Raw genomic sequence first — 18,202 nt, forward strand, 5'->3', positions numbered from 1 at the left:
GGCGAATCACGGTCTTAGCCCGCCAGGCCGACGAACATGTCCTGCACGTCGTCATGGTTGTCCAGGCCTTCGAGGAAGGCCTCGACTTCAGCCATCTGCTCATCGCTCAGGCCGCTCACCGGGTTCTTCGGCTGATAGCCCAGCTTGGCCGACAACACGGTGAAACCTTGCTCGGGCAGGGCTTTCTGTACCGCGTCCAGGTCCGCAGGCTCGGTCAGGAACAGGGTCGCGCCCTCTTCGCCCGGCTCGAAATCCTGGGCACCGGCCTCGATGGCCGCCAGTTCCGGATCGGCGTCCGGGCTGTCCGGCGAGGCTTCGATCATGCCCACGTGGTTGAAGTCCCAGGACACCGAGCCCGAAGCGCCCAGTTGGCCCTTGCGGAAGGCCACACGGATTTCCGCCACGGTGCGGTTGATGTTATCGGTCACGCATTCAACGATCAGCGGCACCTGGTGCGGGGCAAAACCTTCGTAGGTCACGCGGTGGTACTGCACGGTCTCGCCCAGTTGGCCCGAACCTTTCTTGATGGCGCGCTCAAGGGTCTCGCGGGGCATCGAGGCCTTCTTGGCCTGTTCGACCACCAGCCGCAGGTGGGCGTTGGTGGCGGTGTCAGCGCCGTTACGTGCGGCAATGGTGATCTCTTTCACCAGCTTGCCGAAAATCTTGCCCTTGGCGTTGGCTGCCGCTTCTTTGTGTTTAACCTTCCACTGTGCGCCCATTACTCACTCTCTTGATCTATGGCGTCGAGTTGGATTTGGCCGACGCGATGGGCAAGTTTATACGTCCTCAGGGCCCTGATCGACCAAAAAGTCAGCGACCGGCCCTACCCCGCCAGGCTTCAGCCCTTGTCGGCCTTGCCGGCGGCCGCAGCGAAACGCGCCAGACGCACATCCAGATGCCGCGGCCGACGCCCATGATCCTCGGCACGCTCCTTGCGGCGAATGGCGTTGCGCACCATGAGCGAGCCCAGGTAGCGGATCGGCTCCGGGGGGAAGTAACCCAAGGGACCGTTGACCAGGGGCGAACGGGTCCAGGGATTGTCCAGGCCCTGGACCAGGGATGCGAGAATCTGCCCTCCCATATGACAGGGGCCCACGCCGCTGCCGGAATAGCCGAACCCATAGAAGAGATTGCCAGCGCGGCTCATCTGGCCGAAGAACGGCAACCCGGTGACCGAGCGATCCGACGGACCGTTCCAGGTCGCAGCCACCGGCACCTCGGCAAAGGCCGGGAAGAACTGCCCCAGGCTCTTGTGCAACAAACCGGCATAGGGCGACGGCTGGTCGAATACCGGCAGCATGCGCCCACCGTAGGCAAAGGTGTTGCCGCCCTTGCCGAGCATGATCCGGCCGTCCGGGGTGTTGTGGTAGTAGTGCACGAAGATTCGCGAATCCAGCACCGTCACCCCGCTGGTCAAGCCGATCTGCTGCAGCAACTGCGGACGCGGCTCGGTGATCAGCATGTCACTGGAAACAATCGCCACACTGCGTTCGAACTGCGGGAAGGCCCGGGCCATCCAGGCGTTCATCGCCAACACCACGCGCTGGGCACGGATCTGTCCCAAAGGGGTGCGCAACAGCGCCGGGCGCCCTTCTTCCAATCCGGTCATGGCGCTGTGCTCATGGATTCTGACCCCCAATTGCAAGGCCACCCGACGCAAGCCACGCACCAGCAACCCCGGCTGCACACTGGCGGCGGCCGGCGAGTACCAGCCTTCCAGGTGCTGGCTGGAACCGGCCATGCGCTGCACATCGGCCAAGGGACGCTTCTCGAAGGAATTGATGCCCCGGCGTTCCAGGGCCGCGATCACCCCGTCGGTGGAACCGACCTGGGCCTGGTTGGTGGCGGTGTACAAGGTACCGTCGAGGCGATAGTGAGCCTCCACTCCATAGCGCTCGCAGAATGCGCCGATGGCATGGATGCTGCGCTCCGACTCCTTGACCAGGCGCACCGCCTCCTCGATGCCGAACAGACGCTCCAGGGTGAAGTACTTGGCCGACCAGGACAGCGCACAGCCGCCATTGCGCCCACTGGCACCGGCGCCGCAGATATCCGCCTCGATCAGCAGCACATCCAGCCCGGGGTTCTGCTCCTTGAGCATGATGGCTGTCCACAAACCGGTGTAGCCGCCGCCGACAATGGCCACCTCGCAGGTGGTATCGCCTTGCAGAGGCGGACAGGGGTCCAGGGTTTCCTGTTGCAGGGCCTGTTCCAGCCAGAAAGGTCGCATCGGTAAGTCTCCAGGAAAAAAAACGGCAAGTGGGTGCGCTGGCAAGCCAGCGCCTACAACACTTCGTAGGAGCCGGCTTGCCGGCGAAGAGGCAGAAAAGTCAGGAACGCAACGGCTTGATCAACAAAGGTCCATTGGGAACGAGCCCGCGCACCGGCTCGACCCCTTGGGGCCGGCTGTTCCAGAACGGTATGAGCAACAGCGCAGAGACCAGGGCACAGCCGGCAAACACGATGAACACCGTCACCGTGTCGAAATAGCCCGGCAACAAGCCCCCCAGTACCGCCCCCACCGAGCCACAGCCATTGACGAAGCCTGCCGCCGTGGCCCCGGCCTTGGCCGAACCGAAATCAATGGCCGCCGCGCCGCTGATCATCGAGTCCGGCCCGTACAGGGTCAGCCCCATGAAAAACAGCAGCAGCATCACCAGCAGCACGCTGCCGGTGTGCAGCGCCCCCATGAACAGCGCCAGGGACACCGTCAGCGCCAAGAGGCTGAGGACACAGGCCGGCATGCGCCGGGCACCGAACAGCTTGTCCGAGGCCAGGCCGATCATGATCGGCCCCAGCAGCCCGGCCAGCTCGAAGGTGGTGGGCACGATCGCCGCCCCCACCTTGCCCACCGACGGCATCTGCTCATAAACAATCACCGGTCCCCACAGCAGAATCGCGTAGCGCGCCGGTTTGAGCAGGAAGTACGACAGGCCGAGAACCAGCACCGTGCGATTGCGCAGGATCTCCCGCAACGGCTCCCAGACACTCAGGCGGCGCTCGGCGGCCTCCTCCTCGGCACTCTGTGGCGCCAATGGCTCCACCGCCGGCAAACCCACATCCTGCGGGGTGTTGCGCTGGAAGATAAAAAACAGCACCGCCGTCAGCCCCACCACCACGGCACTGGAGATGAACGCCGCATGCCAGGTGCCGATCAGGGTATAGGCCCACCAGCCGGCAAAGGGCGACGCCACCAGCCCGCCAAAGGCGTAGCAGGAACTCCATAGCCCCAGGACCCGGCCACGCTCCCGGGCAGGAAAGAAACTGCCCATGTTCTTGCACAGCCCGGACCAGCCGGTGGACTGCGCCAGGCCCTGGATCAGCATGCACGTGGCGAACACCGGCAAGGTGGCGAAGCTGCCCATGACCAGGGCCGCGGCCGCGGAGATCAGCAGGCCGCCCAGCACTACCACCCGCGGGCCGAAACGGTCGGCGAAGATTCCCCAGGTGAACTGGCCCACGGCGTAGGCCGCCAGGTAGATGGCGTCGAGGTTGGCCATGGCCATCTTGTCGAGGGTGAAGTCGGGATCGTCGGCGATCCCCAGTTTGGCGACGGAAAAGGCTTTGCGGGTGAAGTAGAACGCCGCGTAGGCGATCCAGGTGATGGCGAAAATCTGCACGCGCCAACGTTTGATGGTGCCGTTGTGCTTATTCATTGTGGTTCTGACCTCAGGGTGAGTGTGCCGGCAGAATGAGGAGCAAACGCCTGTGTTTTTTATTGTTGAGCACTGCAGCAGAGCCCTTGAGGCAGGCACTGCTGGTCAGATGAGTCCTGTTGCTTTCCCTGTTTCGGGACTTGGGGGTGCACGCACAGGCATCAGGGCCGGGTACGGGTCGACTGACGGGTCACCCGGCCTTGAAAGATGGAAGCAATTACCAACTAATAAGTGAAATCGATTTATCGTATTTCAAATATAAGTCCAGCTTGTAAGAGGATCTGCCTATGTCGGTTTCCCACGCACAGTTGAAGGCCTTTCATGCGGTGGCCGTGCACGGCAACTTCACCAAGGCCGCCGAACGCCTGTTCCTCACCCAGCCGGCGATTTCCGATCAGGTGCGCAAGCTCGAAGAGCGCTTCGGCGTCATCCTGTTCCATCGCAACAAACGCTCGGTACGCCTCACGGATCTGGGAGAACGCCTGTTGGCCATCACTCAGCGCCTGTTCGTGGTGGAGGCCGAAGCCAAGGAACTGTTGCAGGATTCCCAGGCCTTGCAGACCGGCAGCCTGGTACTGGCGGTGGATGCACCGGTGCATGTGCTGCCGCAGATCGCCCGGTTCTGCGAGCTGTACCCCGGGATCAATGTGAAGATCGAGACCGGCAACACCGACGAATCCCTGCTGCGCCTGTTCAACTACCAGGCCGACCTGGCCCTGCTGGGACGCGAGGTGGACGACGAGCGCCTGCTGTCCTTGACCCTGCGCAACGACCCGATGGTGGCCTTTGTCTCGCGCAATCATCCCTGGGCCGATCGCCAGTCCATCTGCCTGGCCGACCTGGATGACACGCCCCTGGTGCTGCGGGAAGTCGGCTCGGTGACCCGGCAGACCCTGGAAGAGGAAATGAACCGGGCCGGCCTGCGGATACGCCCGACCATCCAGGTGGAGGGCCGGGAAGCGGCGCGGGAGGCGGTAGTGGTGGGGATTGGCGTGGGGGTGGTCTCGGCCGCGGAGTTCGGTGCCGACTCCCGGGTCTGCGCCCTGCCGATCATCGACTGTCAGCGGCGCATGACCGAAACCCTGGTGTGCCTGCGCGAGCAGAGTTCACGGCGGATCGTCGCGACCTTTCTCGACCTGGTACGCGAAAGCCTGGCCTCCCCCACCGCTCCGTAGGCGCCGGCTTGCCGGCGAAAGCGATCTCCAGGCACCACTACCGTAGGAGCCGGCTTGCCGGCGAAGGCAATCTCCCAGGCACCGCTACCGTAGGAGTCTGGCTTGCCGGCGAAGGCGATCCCTGGGGCCTCTTCGCTGGCAAGCCAGCTCCTACGGGGCGGTCAAGGAGCCAGGGCGAAAAACGCCTGGATCAAACGCAGGTCACGGCGCCGTTCCATGCAACCGAGCATGTGCCGGTTGATCAGGCCAGCACCACGAATCGGCACCGTGTACACCCGCGGGTCGTGCCCCACCTCCACCGAACTGACGATCCCGACCCCCAACTGCGCCGCCACCGCTTCGGTCACCGCCTCGCGGCTGTCCAGTTCCAGCAGCACCCGGGGCTGGACCCTGGCCAGCACGCAAGCCTCATCGAAGGTGCGCCGGGTAATGGAACTGGGCTCGCGCAGCACCATGATCACCTGATCCAGTTGTTCGATGGCAATGCCTTCGGGCAGCTCCAGCCAGGGATGCCCCTGGGGCACTAGGGCACACATCCGCGACTCACCCAGGCTTTGCAGGTGCAGGCCCTTGCGCGGCTCGACTTCGGTCAGCACCGCCACGTCGGCGTGTTCCGACAGCAGCGCCGCCAGGGTTTCCTGGGCATTGCCCAGGCGCAGGTTGACCGTCACCCCCGGATACTTCGCCCGCAGGCTGGCCAGCATCGGCATCACCATGTGCGGGCCGTCCGCCGCCACTTCCAGGCGCCCGGTCAGCAATTGCCGGTTGGCCTCGAGCATGGCCTGGGCCTCTTCCGCCAAGCCGAACATGGCCCGGGTGATGGCCGCCAGCTTGATGCCTTCCTCGGTCAGTTCCACCCGGCGCGCAGTGCGCCGCAGCAGGGTGATCTGGTAATGCTCTTCCAGGGCCTTGATATGCCCGGTCACCGCCGGCTGGCTGATAAACAGCCGCCCGGCGGCCCGGGTGAAGCTGCCTTCACGGGCCACGGCGTCGAATGCGCGGAGTTGAAACAGGTTCATAGCTATCGGCCTCACTGATGGCTGGCATAACAACAAACAATTTGATTGATGACAAGGCAAACTGCAATTTAGTCCCCGTAGCTTCATCCCATCACTTTCGAGGACACAGCATGAGCATCGCCGAGCCAATCCTGCTTACCCCCGGGCCCCTGACCACATCCGCCCGCACCCGCCAGGCGATGCTGGTGGACTGGGGTTCATGGGATGACCGCTTCAACCAACTGACAGCCAGCCTGTGCCAGCAACTGCTGGCCATCGTCAACGGCGCCGACAGCCACCACTGCGTCCCCCTGCAAGGCAGCGGCACCTTTGCCGTGGAAGCCGCCATCGGCACCCTGGTGCCCCGCAACGGCAAGGTCCTGGTGCTGATCAACGGTGCCTACGGCAAGCGCCTGGCGAAAATCTGCGAAGTGCTCGGCCGCGACTTCAGCACCTTTGAAACCGCCGAGGACGAACCCACCACCGCCGCCGACGTCGAGCGCCTGCTCCAGGCCGACCACCGCATCAGCCACGTGGCCCTGATCCACTGCGAAACCAGCACCGGCATCCTCAACCCGCTGCCGGAGATCGCCCAGGTGGTGGCCCGCCACGGCAAACGCCTGATCATCGACGCCATGAGCTCCTTCGGCGCCCTGCCCATCGATGCCCGGGAAATCCCCTTCGACGCATTGATCGCCGCCTCCGGCAAATGCCTGGAAGGCGTGCCCGGCATGGGTTTTGTCTTCACCCGCAAGGAGTCCCTGGCCCAGGCGGCGGGCAACGCCCATTCCCTGGCCATGGACTTGCACGACCAGCACAGCTACATGGCCAAGACCGGCCAGTGGCGCTTCACCCCGCCGACCCACGTGGTTGCTGCGTTACATGAAGCCCTGCTGCAGTACAACGAGGAAGGCGGCCTGCCGGCACGCCATGCGCGCTACGCCGACAACTGTCGGACACTGCTGGAAGGCATGGGGAACTTGGGCTTGCGCAGCTTTCTGCCGGAAGCGATCCAGGCGCCGATCATCGTCACCTTCCATGCCCCGCAAGACCCGCGTTACCAGTTCAAGGATTTCTATGAACGGGTCAAGGCCAAGGGCTACATCCTCTACCCGGGCAAGCTGACCCAAGTCGAAACCTTCCGCGTGGGCTGCATCGGTCACGTCGACCGCCGCGGCATGCAGGCCGCCGTCGCCGCCATCGCCGAGGTACTGCAGGAAATGGAAGTCCAGAACATCTGACTCCCCGCCGTGCCTGCAGGAGCGAGCTTGCTCGCGAAACAGGCGATGCGATCCCGAACCTTTTTTCGCGAGCAAGCTCGCTCCTACACAGGCATTGAAACCATGAACTACAGCAACCCTTCTCAGCTGCAAGCGGCGATCCTCGACTGGGCCGGCACCGTGGTGGACTTCGGCTCCTTCGCTCCGACGCAGATCTTTGTCGAAGCCTTTGCCGAATTCGATGTGCAGGTGTCTATCGAAGAAGCCCGCGGCCCCATGGGCATGGGTAAGTGGGACCATATCCGCACCCTGTGCGACCTGCCGGAGGTGGCCGAGCGCTACCGCAAAGTCTTCGGCCGTACGCCCACCGATGCCGACGTCACAGCCATCTACGAGCGCTTCATGCCATTGCAGATCGAGAAAATCGCCGAGCATTCGGCACTGATTCCTGGCGCCCTGGAAGTGATTGCCAAGCTGCGCGAGCAAGGCATCAAGATCGGCTCCTGCTCCGGCTACCCCAAGCAGGTGATGGACAAGGTGGTGGCCCTGGCCGCCAGCAACGGCTACGTCGCCGACCATGTAGTGGCCACCGACGAAGTGCCCAACGGTCGCCCCTGGCCGGCCCAGGCCCTGGCCAATGTGATTGCCCTGGGCATCGATGATGTTGCCGCCTGCGTGAAGATCGACGACACCGTGCCAGGGATTCTCGAAGGCCGGCGCGCCGGCATGTGGACCGTGGCCCTGATCTGCTCGGGCAACGCCCTGGGCCTGAGCTATGACGGCTTCCGTGCCCTGGCCAGCGACACCCTGGCCAGCGAGCGCAAGCGCATCCATAAACTGTTCGAGGCTTCGCGCCCGCACTACATGATCGACACCATTGCCGATCTGCCTCAGGTCATCGCCGACATCAACCAGCGCCTGGCCCGAGGAGAGATGCCCCAGAGCCACTGATTCAGGCCCCAGCTCCACAACTAAACGGCGGCGCTCCTGGCACCGCCGTTTTTTTATCGGGCATTGCCCCGCCAGGGCCCTGGCAAGGGCGATAAAAGCCCCTGTCGACGCAGGCAAACCCTCGGATAGCGGATTACAGTTACAGCACTCCGTCATGCAAGAACGGAGGCTTCAGACCTGATGACCGAGGATGTCCCGTATGCCCTGGCCGGGCTCTATCACCACTACGTGATGCGCGATAACACCCTGCAACGCATGTGGCGCAAAGCGGATCAGGCCTGATCGGCGAATCCACGGCGGCCTTGCAAGCCGCCGGTATGCACGAAGATCAACCGGCTACCCGCGGCAAAGCGCCCGGCCAGGACCTGCGCCTGCAAGGCCAGCAGGGCCTTGCCGGTGTACAGCGGTTCCAATGGCAAGCCGCTGTATCGCTCACTCAGTTGGATGAACTCCCGCAGCTCTGCGTCGACCTTGGCAAAACCGCCACGACTGCTGTCCAGCAGCTCATAACGGCCACTGTTCAGCCCGGCCTCCTGCAAAATATCCGCAACCTGCTGCGCCACCCCGTGATCCGCAGGCACCGCCAGTGCGCCATACACCGGGTGCGCGCCAGCCTCCGCCAGCACCAGCCCGGCCAGGGTGGTGCCAGTACCGACGGCCAGCCACCAACCGTGATAGTCGCTCCAGCCCAAGGCCGGCAACTGTTGCTGCACCTGTTGTAGCAACGGCCGGCAGCCTGAAGCCCCCGCCAGGCCACCGCCCCCTTCGGGCACCGGATACAGCTCGGGGTACTGCGCCTGCCAAGGCGCCCAGAAACCGGGGGAATGGCGCTCCCGGTAACCGGCGTAACCCAGCCAGTGCACCTGCATGCCGAAACGCTGCAGGTCGCGCACGGTCGGGGTGTCTTGTGGATGGCCGCGCAACAGCCCGACCGTGGGGAAGGCAAAACGCCGACCGGCAGCGGCCAGGGCGTGCAAATGATTGGAATGGGCACCGCCCAGGCTGATGATGCCGGTGGCACCACACTGGCGTGCGGTTGCCAGGTGTTCGGTCAGCTTGAACCACTTGTTGCCGCTGATCAGCGGATCGATCAGGTCCAGGCGCAGCACCGCCACCTCGACCCCGGCTTGAGACAGCCAGTCCAGGTCCAGCCGTTGCAGCGGTGCCTGGGGCAGCCAATCGAAGGAATCGGGAAAGGACATCGGCGTCAGGTTCAACATGCAAAGAGGCGCAGTCTACCAGTGCGCCTCTTTGCCCGCTGCGTGTCGCTGACGCCGTTACAGCTGTGCCGCCAGGCGCGAGCCCTGATTGATGGCACGCTTGGCGTCGAGCTCCGCGGCCACATCGGCGCCGCCGATCAAGTGCACATTCTGCCCGGCGGCCAGCAGGCCGTCCTGCAGCTCACGCAGCGGGTCCTGACCGGCGCAGATGACGATGTTGTCGACCGGCAGCACCTGGGGTTCTCCTGCCTCGCCAATGCGGATATGCAGACCGGCGTCGTCGATCTTCAGGTACTCGACGCTGTTGAGCATCTGTACCTGCTTGTTCTTCAACCCGGTGCGGTGAATCCAGCCGGTGGTCTTGCCCAGGCCGTCGCCAACCTTGGTTTTCTTGCGCTGCAGCAGGAACACTTGGCGGGCCGGTGCATGGGGCTCAGCCTTGATTCCCGCTACGCCGCCACGGGCTTCGAGCTGGGTGTCGATGCCCCATTCCTTCCAGAACGCTTCACGGTCCTGGCTGGTGGCCACACCCTGGTGCACCAGGAACTCGGAGACGTCGAAGCCAATGCCACCGGCACCGATCACTGCCACGCTCTTGCCGACCGGCTTGCGCTCCAGCAACACATCCAGGTAGCTCAGGACCTTGGAGTGCTCCACCCCGGGAATCGCCGGCACACGCGGGGCGATACCGGTGGCCAGGATGATTTCGTCAAAACCGCCGGCCACCAGTTGCTCCACATCCACCCGGGTGTTCAGGCACAGCTCGACATGGCTGGTCTGCAGCTTGCGCTTGAAGTAACGCAGGGTTTCATAGAACTCCTCCTTGCCCGGCACCCGTTTGGCGATGTTGAACTGGCCACCGATCTCGCTGGCGGAGTCGAACAGGGTCACCTGGTGGCCACGTTCAGCGGCCACGGTCGCGGCGGACAGGCCTGCCGGGCCGGCCCCCACTACGGCAATCTTCTTGATCTGCGTGACCGGCAGGTAGTTCAGCTCGGTCTCGTGGCAGGCACGGGGGTTGACCAGGCAACTGGTGAGCTTGCCGCCGAAGGTATGGTCCAGGCACGCCTGGTTACAGCCGATGCAGGTGTTGATCTCGTCGGCGCGACCAGCGGCGGCTTTATTGACGAAGTCTGGATCGGCGAGGAACGGCCGAGCCATGGAAACCATGTCGGCATCGCCCTCGGCGAGGATCTGCTCAGCGATTTCCGGGGTGTTGATGCGGTTGGTGGTGATCAGCGGAATACTCACCGAACCGCGCAGCTTGGCCGTGACTTTGCTGAATGCGGCGCGAGGCACCTTGGTGGCGATGGTGGGAATTCGTGCTTCGTGCCAGCCGATCCCGGTATTGATGATGGTGGCGCCGGCCTGTTCGATGGCCTGGGCCAGTTGCACGATTTCTTCCCAGGTGCTGCCGCCTTCCACCAGGTCGAGCATCGACAGGCGGAAGATGATGATGAAGTTCGGACCGACCGCCTCACGCACCCGGCGAACGATTTCCACCGGCAGGCGCATGCGGTTTTCGTAGCTGCCACCCCAGCGGTCGGTACGGTGGTTGGTGTGGGCCGCCAGGAACTGGTTAATGAAATAACCTTCCGAGCCCATGATTTCGACGCCGTCGTACTCGGCTTTCTGGGCCAGGGTCGAGCAGGTGACGAAGTCGCGGATCTGCTTCTCGATGCCTTCCTCGTCCAGCTCCTTGGGCTTGAACGGGTTGATCGGCGCCTGGATCGCGCTGGGGGCGACCTGCTTGGGGCTATAGGCATAACGCCCGGCGTGGAGAATCTGCATGCAGATCTTGCCACCCGCCTCGTGCACCGCACGAGTGACGATCTGGTGCTTGAGGGCCTCTTCCTCGGTGGTCAGCTTGGCGGCGCCGGAATACACCCCGCCCTCGTCGTTGGGACCGATACCGCCGGTGACCATCAGGCCCACACCGCCGCGGGCACGCTCGGCAAAATACGCCGCCATGCGCTCGAAACCGCCGGGCTTCTCTTCCAGACCGGTGTGCATGGACCCCATCAGGGTACGGTTGCGCAGGGTGGTGAACCCCAGGTCGAGGGGGGCCAGCAAGTGCGGGTAAGGTGCGGCAGCCATGGTGTCACTCCAGATCGGGCAATCACGGAAAATGTGGAAGCTCTGCGTCTTCCATCGGTAGTGCTCCACAGACTAAGAGCACAGTACCCGGTGCTCAATGACCGTAACTGACAACTTATTGATCCAAACGCACAGCGCCCCTTGGCAAGCGTCGGCCCGGGCCCTACCCTAGTCGACGACTCCTGCACACGGCCGCTGACTGTTTCCCCATGCGCAAACTTCTCTACATCACCCTCACTCTGGCCCTGCTTGCAGCCGCCACCCGCTACGCAATCTGGACTCGCGACCGTCCAGAGGCGCACTACCTGTCGGACCTGCGCATCCAGCTCGCGGTGGATCAAGGCGTGCCAGCCGATCATGGCAACCTGCTGGCGATTCAGCCTGAGCTGTTCCCCACCGACTACCAGAACATCGAACGCCTGCATCGCAAGCTGGCGGCCTACTTGCAGCAAGCCACTGACAAAGGCCTGGTCAACGCCAAGACCATCGTCGTGCTACCGGAGCATATCGGCACCTGGCTGATGGTCAGTGGTGAAAAGAACGAGCTGTACCAGGCCGCCTCCTTGAAAGAAGCGATGAACTGGCTGGCCGTGAGCAACCCCTTGCCGTTTCTCAAGGCGCTGATCAGCGCCAGGGGCGACAGTCGCCTGGACGATGCGTATCTGCGCATGAAGGCGAAGAAAATGGCCAAGGACTATCAGTGGCTGTTCGGCGGCCTGGCCAAGGAGTTCCAGGTGACCCTGGTGGCCGGCACCATCATTCTGCCGGAGCCCAGTGTCAGTCAGGGCACCCTGCAGATTGGCAGCGGCGCCCTGTACAACAGCAGCCTGGTGTTCGGCAGCGATGGCCTGCCCATGGGCCAGCCCCAGCGGCAGATCTACCCGACCTATGCCGAAAGCGGCTACCTAAAGGGCGATACCGATACAGCGCTACGGGTGATCGATACCCCCGCCGGACGGCTCGGCGTATTGATCGGCAGCGACAGCTGGTACCCGGAAAACTATCGCAAGCTCAATGAGCAGAGCACTCAATTGGTGGCAGTTCCGGCCTTTGTCATGGGCCGCGACGGCTGGGACAAACCCTGGCGCGGTTACAAGAGCATCGCCACCCCCAGTGAAGTCAGCCTCAAGCCCGAGGAAGCCAGCGAAGGCGAGGCCTGGCATCGCCTGACCCTCACTGCCCGCCCGCCCAGCAGCCTGGCCAGTGCCGGGGTCAGCGTGTTCCTGCGTGGCCAGTTCTGGGACCAGCGCAGCAGCGGCCAGAGCTTTATCAACAGCAATGGCCAGACCTTTGCCGACGAGGGCACCCGGGGTGCTCGCTTGCTGAACATCTGGTTGTAGTCGATGAAGACGCCGCCGATGCGCCTGGGAGACCTCTCGGTGGGGTTCGTCCACAGCCTGGTGGACGCGGTACGCAGTCATGGGCTGGACCCGACACCGTTGCTGGAACAATACGCACTGGACGCCGCCAGGCTGGGGGAAGCCGGGGCACGCTTGTCGATCCCCCGCTACATGCGCCTGGGCCACGGGGCGATCCAGCTGACCGGTGACCCGGCACTGGGTCTGCGCATGGGCCGCCTGAGTCGCCTGAGCCAGATGGGCCTTGCTGGGGTGACTGCCGCGCAAGCCCCTACCGTGCGCGAAGCGGCTCGCTGCCTGACCCGTTTCGAGGCCTTGTACGGCTCCAACTATCGTGGCCAGTCGAGCTTTCACGAAGACGCCAACGGTGCCTGGCTGCGCTTTTATTCCATCAGCCCCTACAACGCCTACAACCGTTTCGTCGTGGACTCGATCATGTCCGGCTGGCTTCAGCAGCTGTCGAGCCTTTGCGGCCAGGCCATTCATGCCGAGCAGATCGACATCGAGTTCGAGCGCCCGGACTATCACGACGCCTATGCCCTGCTCGGCCCAACGCCCATCCAGTTCGGTGCTGAACAGAACCAGCTGCGCTTGAGCCAGGCCAACCTGGCCCTGCGCAATCCGGAGCATTGCCCCAGCACCTGGCGGCATCTGGTGCAGCTATGTGAAAGAGAACTGGAACAGTTGACCCGGACCCGCAGCCTGCGCGAACGCATCATTCAGCTGTTGGGCCCTCTGCTCAACGGTGGCCGTGAGCCGGACCTGGAAGAAGTGGCGATGCGCCTGAAGCTGCCGACCTGGACCCTGCGGCGCAAGCTGGCGGAAGAAGGGACGCAGTTTCGAGCGATTCTCAACGACACTCGCCGCGACCTGGCCATGACCTATATCCGCGATACCGAACTGGCATTCGGCGAGATCGCCTATCTGTTGGGCTTTGCCTCAGCCGAGGCATTTCAACGGGCTTTCAAGCGTTGGAACGGGCAGACCCCGGGGGAATTCCGGCGCAGCCACCGACAATTCGGCTAAAAAAAAACGCCACCGGCGTTACAGCTCGGTGGCGTCTTCTGCTGGTTCCAGGGGATCGAGCTCGAAAGCTTGATACTCCAGCAGTTCCTCTTGGTATTCGTCCATGGCGGACTCCTTTTCCGTTGATTGAATAACCCTGTGCCTAATGACTGTCGGGACCAGCATAAAGTGCCGGGATGACAGAAAAAATACTACCCCCCCGGTCAAGATTTATATCGTTAAAACGTAACAGCCCGTGAGAAATTTAAGCTGTGGATACCTATGCAACGGCAATGATTGCAGTCGAAGGCGAGCGCGATGTAAACATCGGGCCGACTTTAAAGAGTCGGCCCGAGCACCCTAGAACCGATCAGTGCCCGCTGCCCGGCAGAGCGGGAATCGGCTCGGTCGGCGGCGGCAGACTGCTGGCGGGGGGCGCAGTGACGGCTTGATTGGCAGGCGCCGGCTCGCTGCTGGCAGCCGGCACAATCGGCGCGACTTCCGCTGGTGGAGCCACGGGCTGGGAGAGCGTTGGCTCAGGCTCATTGGCGGGCACCAGCGGCGCGACCACAGCACTCGGCTCGATCACTGGGCTCTGTGGCTTGGACTCAGGCTTGGGTTCCGCCTCGGGCTTGTTTTCAGGAACCCCCAGATCAGCCTTGGGCTTCTCTTCGATATGTGCAGCCTTCTTCACTTCCTGGGGCAAAAACAGCTCGACCAGGGCGAAGTAGCGCTCATAGAACTTGGCGGACGACACCGTCTCACTGGCCACCTTGACCATGGAATCGTCGGTGGAACCGATCGGCATAGACACCGAACCCAGCACTCCGACGCCCAGGCTCGCCGAGTTGTTCACCTTCTTGAGTGCATAACGGTCCTGCAAGGCGTTGGCAAACACCGTCGAACGTTGGTCGCCGCTGCCATCCTGGGCACAGACCACATTGAAGCTGATCTCCAGATGGGTCTCACCGGTCTGCTGGAAGCTCTTGTGGCCACTGACCAGCTTCGGGTCGTTGCTGGTGATGATGTAGCCCTGGCTCAGCAGAGCCCGGCGTGCGGCTTCACAGGAAGCGGTATCGCTGACCGGGTAATTGCGCGAAAAAGTGCCGGAATCATCGAAGCTTTCATGCTCGTAGATGGCGGTCTTGTGCGTCGAACAACCGGCGACAGCGGACAGCAGCAATGCCGTGGCTGCGGCGCGCAGATGAAATGATCTAAACATCGAAAATCCTGAGGAAAACGCTCCGGCGCGTATTGTGCAACAGATCAATGCCACACCGCGCAGGTAATTGGTGTCTTAAATTTCACACAAGTTTACTGACCGTTGTTTGCCGGAAAAAGTCGCTCGCTCAAGTGCTCGATCAACACCCTCAGCTTGGCCGCCGCATGTCGGCTCGATGGCCACAGCACCCAAAACGTGCCGCTGTGTTCCAGGTACTCGTCGAGCACTGTCTGCAACGCTCCCCGGCGGACCGCCGCCTGCACCATGAAATCCGGCAAACAGGCGATACCCAAACCGCTGCGGGCAGCGTGTTCCACAGCCTCGATGGAGCTGCTGGTCAAGCGGGTCGGCAGCAGCGGTTCCGGTAAGTGGGCCTGGGGCTTGAACGGCCACGGCTCAAGTTTGCCGGTGTGGTGAAAGGTGTGCCGCAGGCAGGCGTGCTCGCGCAGTTGCTGGGGACATTGCGGCAAGCCGCGCTGCTTGAAATAGTCGGGACTGCCCACCAGCACCATATGAAAGCGCCCCAATTGTCGGGCCAGGAGCCGGGAGTCCTTGGGATTGCCTGTGCGCACTACCAGGTCAAACCCCTCCTCCACCACATCCACCATGCGATCGGAAAGGTCCACGTCCAGCTCGATCTGTGGATAGAGCTGCATGAACTCCGCCAGTACCGGCATCAACAGCCCGTGAACTTGGGGAGCACTGATCCGCAACTTACCTACAGGCGCACTGGAGGAATCGCACAGCTGGAACTCCGCAGCCTCCGCTTCGGTAGCTATCCGGCGGCAGCGCTCGAGGAACCCGGCCCCCTCGGCGGTCAGGCTGATACTGCGGGTGGTGCGATGGAACAGGCGCGTCTCCAGACGCTCCTCAAGCCGCGCGATGCTCTTGCCCACGGCTGAAGAGGACACTCCCAATAGCCGCCCCGCTTCGGTAAAGCTACGTGTCTCGGCCACCTGCATGAACACCGGAATACTGCCCAGCCAGTCCATTCTGCCTCCTGCGATTAAGGACTTCTGTGTCCGATAAGTTCGGAACCTTAGCCTATTTTTCCGCCATGCACAGAACCCTACCCTGTGAGCTTCATTTCTGCCCCTGCACAACGGTGCCCGACCATGAGCAACTCCGCCAATGCCTGTGAACTGCTACAAGCACCCGCCGAGACCCGCGAACGCCTGCCTGTCGGCGGCCTGCTGGCTCTCGCCAGCGCCGGTTTCATTACCCTGATGACCGAGACCCTGCCGGCTGGGCTGCTGCCACAAATGAGTGCCAACCTTGGCGTCTCACCTTCACTGATTGGCCAACTGGTGACCTTCTATGCCCTGGGTTCGCTACTGGCCGCCATCCCGCTGATCATCCTCACCCAGGGCTGGCGGCGGCGCCCCTTACTGTTGCTGGCCATCGCCGGCTTTGCCCTGGTCAACAGTGTTACCGCTCTCTCCAGTGACTACAGCCTGATTCTGGTGGCACGCTTTTTCGCCGGGGTCTTCGCCGGCCTGCTCTGGGCCTTGCTGGCCGGGTATGCCAGCCGTATGGTGGCGCCCCACTTGCAAGGACGGGCAATCACACTGGCCATGCTCGGCGCGCCGGTGGCTCTGTCGGTGGGAATGCCCGCTGGAACCTGGCTGGGCAACCTGGTGGGCTGGCGCATGAGCTTTGCTGTCATGACCTTGCTGACCCTGGGGCTAATTGGCTGGGTACTGGTTCAGGTGCCGGACTTCCCGGGGCTGCGCGCACAGAAGCGCTTGTCGCTGGCTCGAGTCCTGGCCTTGCCGGGGATCCGACCAGTGCTGTTGGTGACTTTTGCCTATGTGCTGGGACACAACATTCTCTACACCTACATCGCGCCCTTTCTTGAGCCGGTCGGGCTTGGTGAGCAGATCGAGCGGGTGTTGCTGGTGTTTGGCCTGGCTGCATTGTTGAGCATCTGGCTGGTGGGCCTGCTGATCGATCGCTGGCTGCGTCAACTGGTGCTGGTCAGTTGCCTGCTGTTCATCGGCTCGACCCTGATGCTGGGGCTGCTGAGTGACTGGCCAGTGGCGATCTATGGGGCGACCGCTATCTGGGGGCTGTCCTTCGGCGGCATGGCCACCCTGCTGCAAACCGCACTGGCCAAGGCCGCAGGCGAGCACGCTGACACCGCGCAGTCGATGCTGGTCACCCTATGGAACCTGGCGATCGCCGGTGGCGGCCTGGGTGGCGCCTTGCTGCTGCAAGGGCCGGGAGTGGCGATCTTCCCCTGGGTGATCGCCGCGCTGTTGCTGATCAGCCTGGTGGTGGCGGTGAACGCCCGGCACCAGGGCTTTCCAGTCAGACGCTGATCCTCGACCCAAGCCTTGGCAACCGGGCGTTCTCGCGGCTACGGAGCCTGCCAGGTCGCTAGCCTTCAGCCGAAGCGCCAGTCTGCAAAGCAGTATCCACTTTTGCGTGCGCAGCGGATCGGGCTTTGCGACTGCGTACCAACGGCCAGAACAGCTCCTCCTTCCAGCTCACCGGCGCCAAGTGCTCGATACCGAAGGTAACGGGCCGGCGGCGGGTGATCTTCGCGGTGCCAAACAGCACATCCCAGAGGAACAGCAAGTTACCGAAGTTGCCCTTGTAGTGGGTCACGCCATCCTCGGCGCTCAGGCCATGGTGAGCCGAATGGGTCGAAGGCGTTGAAAAGACTCGCTCCACCAGCCACATCAGTGGCCGGAGAAAACCGATGCGGTACAGCTTGTCGTCCCAGGCCACGCTGCTGTGTGCGGCGAAGATCACCGTCATCTTGAGAATCAGGTAACCGTAATAGACCGGCGCCAGCCCCAGGTAGATCAGCACCCCGGAGAACCAGATTCCGGGCATCAGCAGGTAATAGAAGCTGTTGTTGCGATAAACGATGCGAATGCTCATGTAGGGCGCTGAATGGTGAGCCCGGTGCAGGGCATACAGCGCGGGGAGACGATGGGTCAGGCGGTGCCACCAGTATTGGGTCATGTCATCGAAGATCAGGAACAACAGCAGACCAAGCACCCAGGGCGTATCCGCCAGCATGCCCTTGGCTTGTGGCAGTGCCAGACCCATGAGCGCACCGCTGGCCCACATCACCAGGGGAAAGGTCACGCCGAGCAACAGGCTTGAGCCCACCGCCTCGATCAGCACGTCGCGGCGATGGCCACGGGGTTGGCGAAAGGCTGAACAAGCTATTTCCAGGAGGATGAAAAACACAAAGATTGCCGAAACGATCAACAGGGGGTTGTTGGTCATCAGATCGTGGTTCATGGCATTCTCGCTCTTATCCTTATGGGCAACGCCCGACCATTA

At 63.0% G+C, this 18,202-nt stretch carries 15 protein-coding genes; 6 read left to right on the plus strand and 9 right to left on the minus strand.

Going from position 1 to position 18,202, the window contains the following annotated elements; translation table 11 throughout:
* Positions 1-14: 14 nt before the first annotated feature.
* The 3 genes from KHO49_RS19490 to KHO49_RS19500 all read right to left on the minus strand — a co-directional run bounded on the left by KHO49_RS19490 (position 15) and on the right by KHO49_RS19500 (position 3,755).
* Complete coding sequence (locus tag KHO49_RS19490) at positions 15-719, minus strand: YebC/PmpR family DNA-binding transcriptional regulator (RefSeq protein WP_011062247.1); 705 nt, start codon at positions 717-719, stop codon at positions 15-17.
* A 119-nt stretch (positions 720-838) separates the two neighbouring features.
* Positions 839-2,230 carry an FAD-dependent oxidoreductase gene (locus KHO49_RS19495; RefSeq protein ID WP_102881822.1) on the minus strand — a complete coding sequence of 464 codons (1,392 nt, stop codon included), beginning with the start codon at positions 2,228-2,230 and terminating at the stop codon, positions 839-841.
* Between the two features lie 100 nt (positions 2,231-2,330).
* Positions 2,331-3,755, minus strand: a complete 1,425-nt coding sequence (locus KHO49_RS19500; RefSeq protein WP_349628971.1) for an MFS transporter — start codon at positions 3,753-3,755, stop codon at positions 2,331-2,333.
* 188 nt (positions 3,756-3,943) lie between these two features.
* On the opposite strand from KHO49_RS19500, the gene KHO49_RS19505 reads away from it, so the two are divergent.
* Positions 3,944-4,831, plus strand: a complete 888-nt coding sequence (locus KHO49_RS19505) for a LysR substrate-binding domain-containing protein (RefSeq protein WP_102864667.1) — start codon at positions 3,944-3,946, stop codon at positions 4,829-4,831.
* A 161-nt stretch (positions 4,832-4,992) separates the two neighbouring features.
* Here KHO49_RS19505 and KHO49_RS19510 read toward each other — a convergent pair whose 3' ends face one another.
* Positions 4,993-5,850, minus strand: coding sequence for a LysR substrate-binding domain-containing protein (locus KHO49_RS19510; protein ID WP_213665670.1), 858 nt, complete (start codon positions 5,848-5,850; stop codon positions 4,993-4,995).
* A gap of 110 nt (positions 5,851-5,960) precedes the next feature.
* On the opposite strand from KHO49_RS19510, the gene KHO49_RS19515 reads away from it, so the two are divergent.
* Positions 5,961-7,070, plus strand: a complete 1,110-nt coding sequence (locus tag KHO49_RS19515; RefSeq protein ID WP_110596147.1) for a 2-aminoethylphosphonate--pyruvate transaminase — start codon at positions 5,961-5,963, stop codon at positions 7,068-7,070.
* 102 nt (positions 7,071-7,172) lie between these two features.
* A complete protein-coding gene (gene phnX / locus KHO49_RS19520; RefSeq protein ID WP_110652855.1) occupies positions 7,173-8,000 on the plus strand; it encodes a phosphonoacetaldehyde hydrolase in 828 nt (275 codons plus the stop codon).
* 272 nt (positions 8,001-8,272) lie between these two features.
* On the opposite strand, the gene KHO49_RS19530 is transcribed toward phnX, so the two are convergent.
* Positions 8,273-9,202 carry a 1-aminocyclopropane-1-carboxylate deaminase/D-cysteine desulfhydrase gene (locus KHO49_RS19530; protein ID WP_213665987.1) on the minus strand — a complete coding sequence of 310 codons (930 nt, stop codon included), beginning with the start codon at positions 9,200-9,202 and terminating at the stop codon, positions 8,273-8,275.
* A gap of 75 nt (positions 9,203-9,277) precedes the next feature.
* Positions 9,278-11,317, minus strand: a complete 2,040-nt coding sequence (locus KHO49_RS19535; protein ID WP_213665671.1) for an NADPH-dependent 2,4-dienoyl-CoA reductase — start codon at positions 11,315-11,317, stop codon at positions 9,278-9,280.
* Between the two features lie 209 nt (positions 11,318-11,526).
* Between KHO49_RS19535 and KHO49_RS19540 the strand changes: the two genes are divergently transcribed.
* Together KHO49_RS19540 and KHO49_RS19545 are read left to right on the plus strand one after the other, a co-directional pair.
* The gene (locus tag KHO49_RS19540) at positions 11,527-12,657 is read left to right on the plus strand and encodes a carbon-nitrogen hydrolase family protein (protein WP_110596150.1); all 1,131 of its coding nucleotides are present in this window, start codon (positions 11,527-11,529) and stop codon (positions 12,655-12,657) included.
* Positions 12,658-12,660: 3 nt separating this feature from the next.
* Complete coding sequence (locus KHO49_RS19545; RefSeq protein WP_102864660.1) at positions 12,661-13,701, plus strand: AraC family transcriptional regulator; 1,041 nt, start codon at positions 12,661-12,663, stop codon at positions 13,699-13,701.
* Between the two features lie 349 nt (positions 13,702-14,050).
* Here KHO49_RS19545 and KHO49_RS19550 read toward each other — a convergent pair whose 3' ends face one another.
* On the minus strand, positions 14,051-14,902 hold the full coding sequence (locus tag KHO49_RS19550; RefSeq protein ID WP_110596152.1) for a DUF2242 domain-containing protein: 852 nt from the start codon (positions 14,900-14,902) through the stop codon (positions 14,051-14,053).
* Positions 14,903-14,994: 92 nt separating this feature from the next.
* Entirely contained in the window at positions 14,995-15,894 is a 900-nt protein-coding gene (locus tag KHO49_RS19555) for a LysR family transcriptional regulator (RefSeq protein ID WP_102864657.1), read from the minus strand.
* Between the two features lie 123 nt (positions 15,895-16,017).
* On the opposite strand from KHO49_RS19555, the gene KHO49_RS19560 reads away from it, so the two are divergent.
* On the plus strand, positions 16,018-17,223 hold the full coding sequence (locus KHO49_RS19560; RefSeq protein WP_213665672.1) for an MFS transporter: 1,206 nt from the start codon (positions 16,018-16,020) through the stop codon (positions 17,221-17,223).
* Between the two features lie 58 nt (positions 17,224-17,281).
* Here the strand turns inward: KHO49_RS19560 and KHO49_RS19565 are convergent, their stop codons facing one another.
* Positions 17,282-18,160 carry a sterol desaturase family protein gene (locus tag KHO49_RS19565; RefSeq protein ID WP_213665673.1) on the minus strand — a complete coding sequence of 293 codons (879 nt, stop codon included), beginning with the start codon at positions 18,158-18,160 and terminating at the stop codon, positions 17,282-17,284.
* Positions 18,161-18,202 lie beyond the last annotated feature (42 nt).

Source organism: Pseudomonas sp. RC4D1, assembly GCF_018390395.1.
In the GTDB taxonomy this organism is placed as follows: domain Bacteria; phylum Pseudomonadota; class Gammaproteobacteria; order Pseudomonadales; family Pseudomonadaceae; genus Aquipseudomonas; species Aquipseudomonas danubii.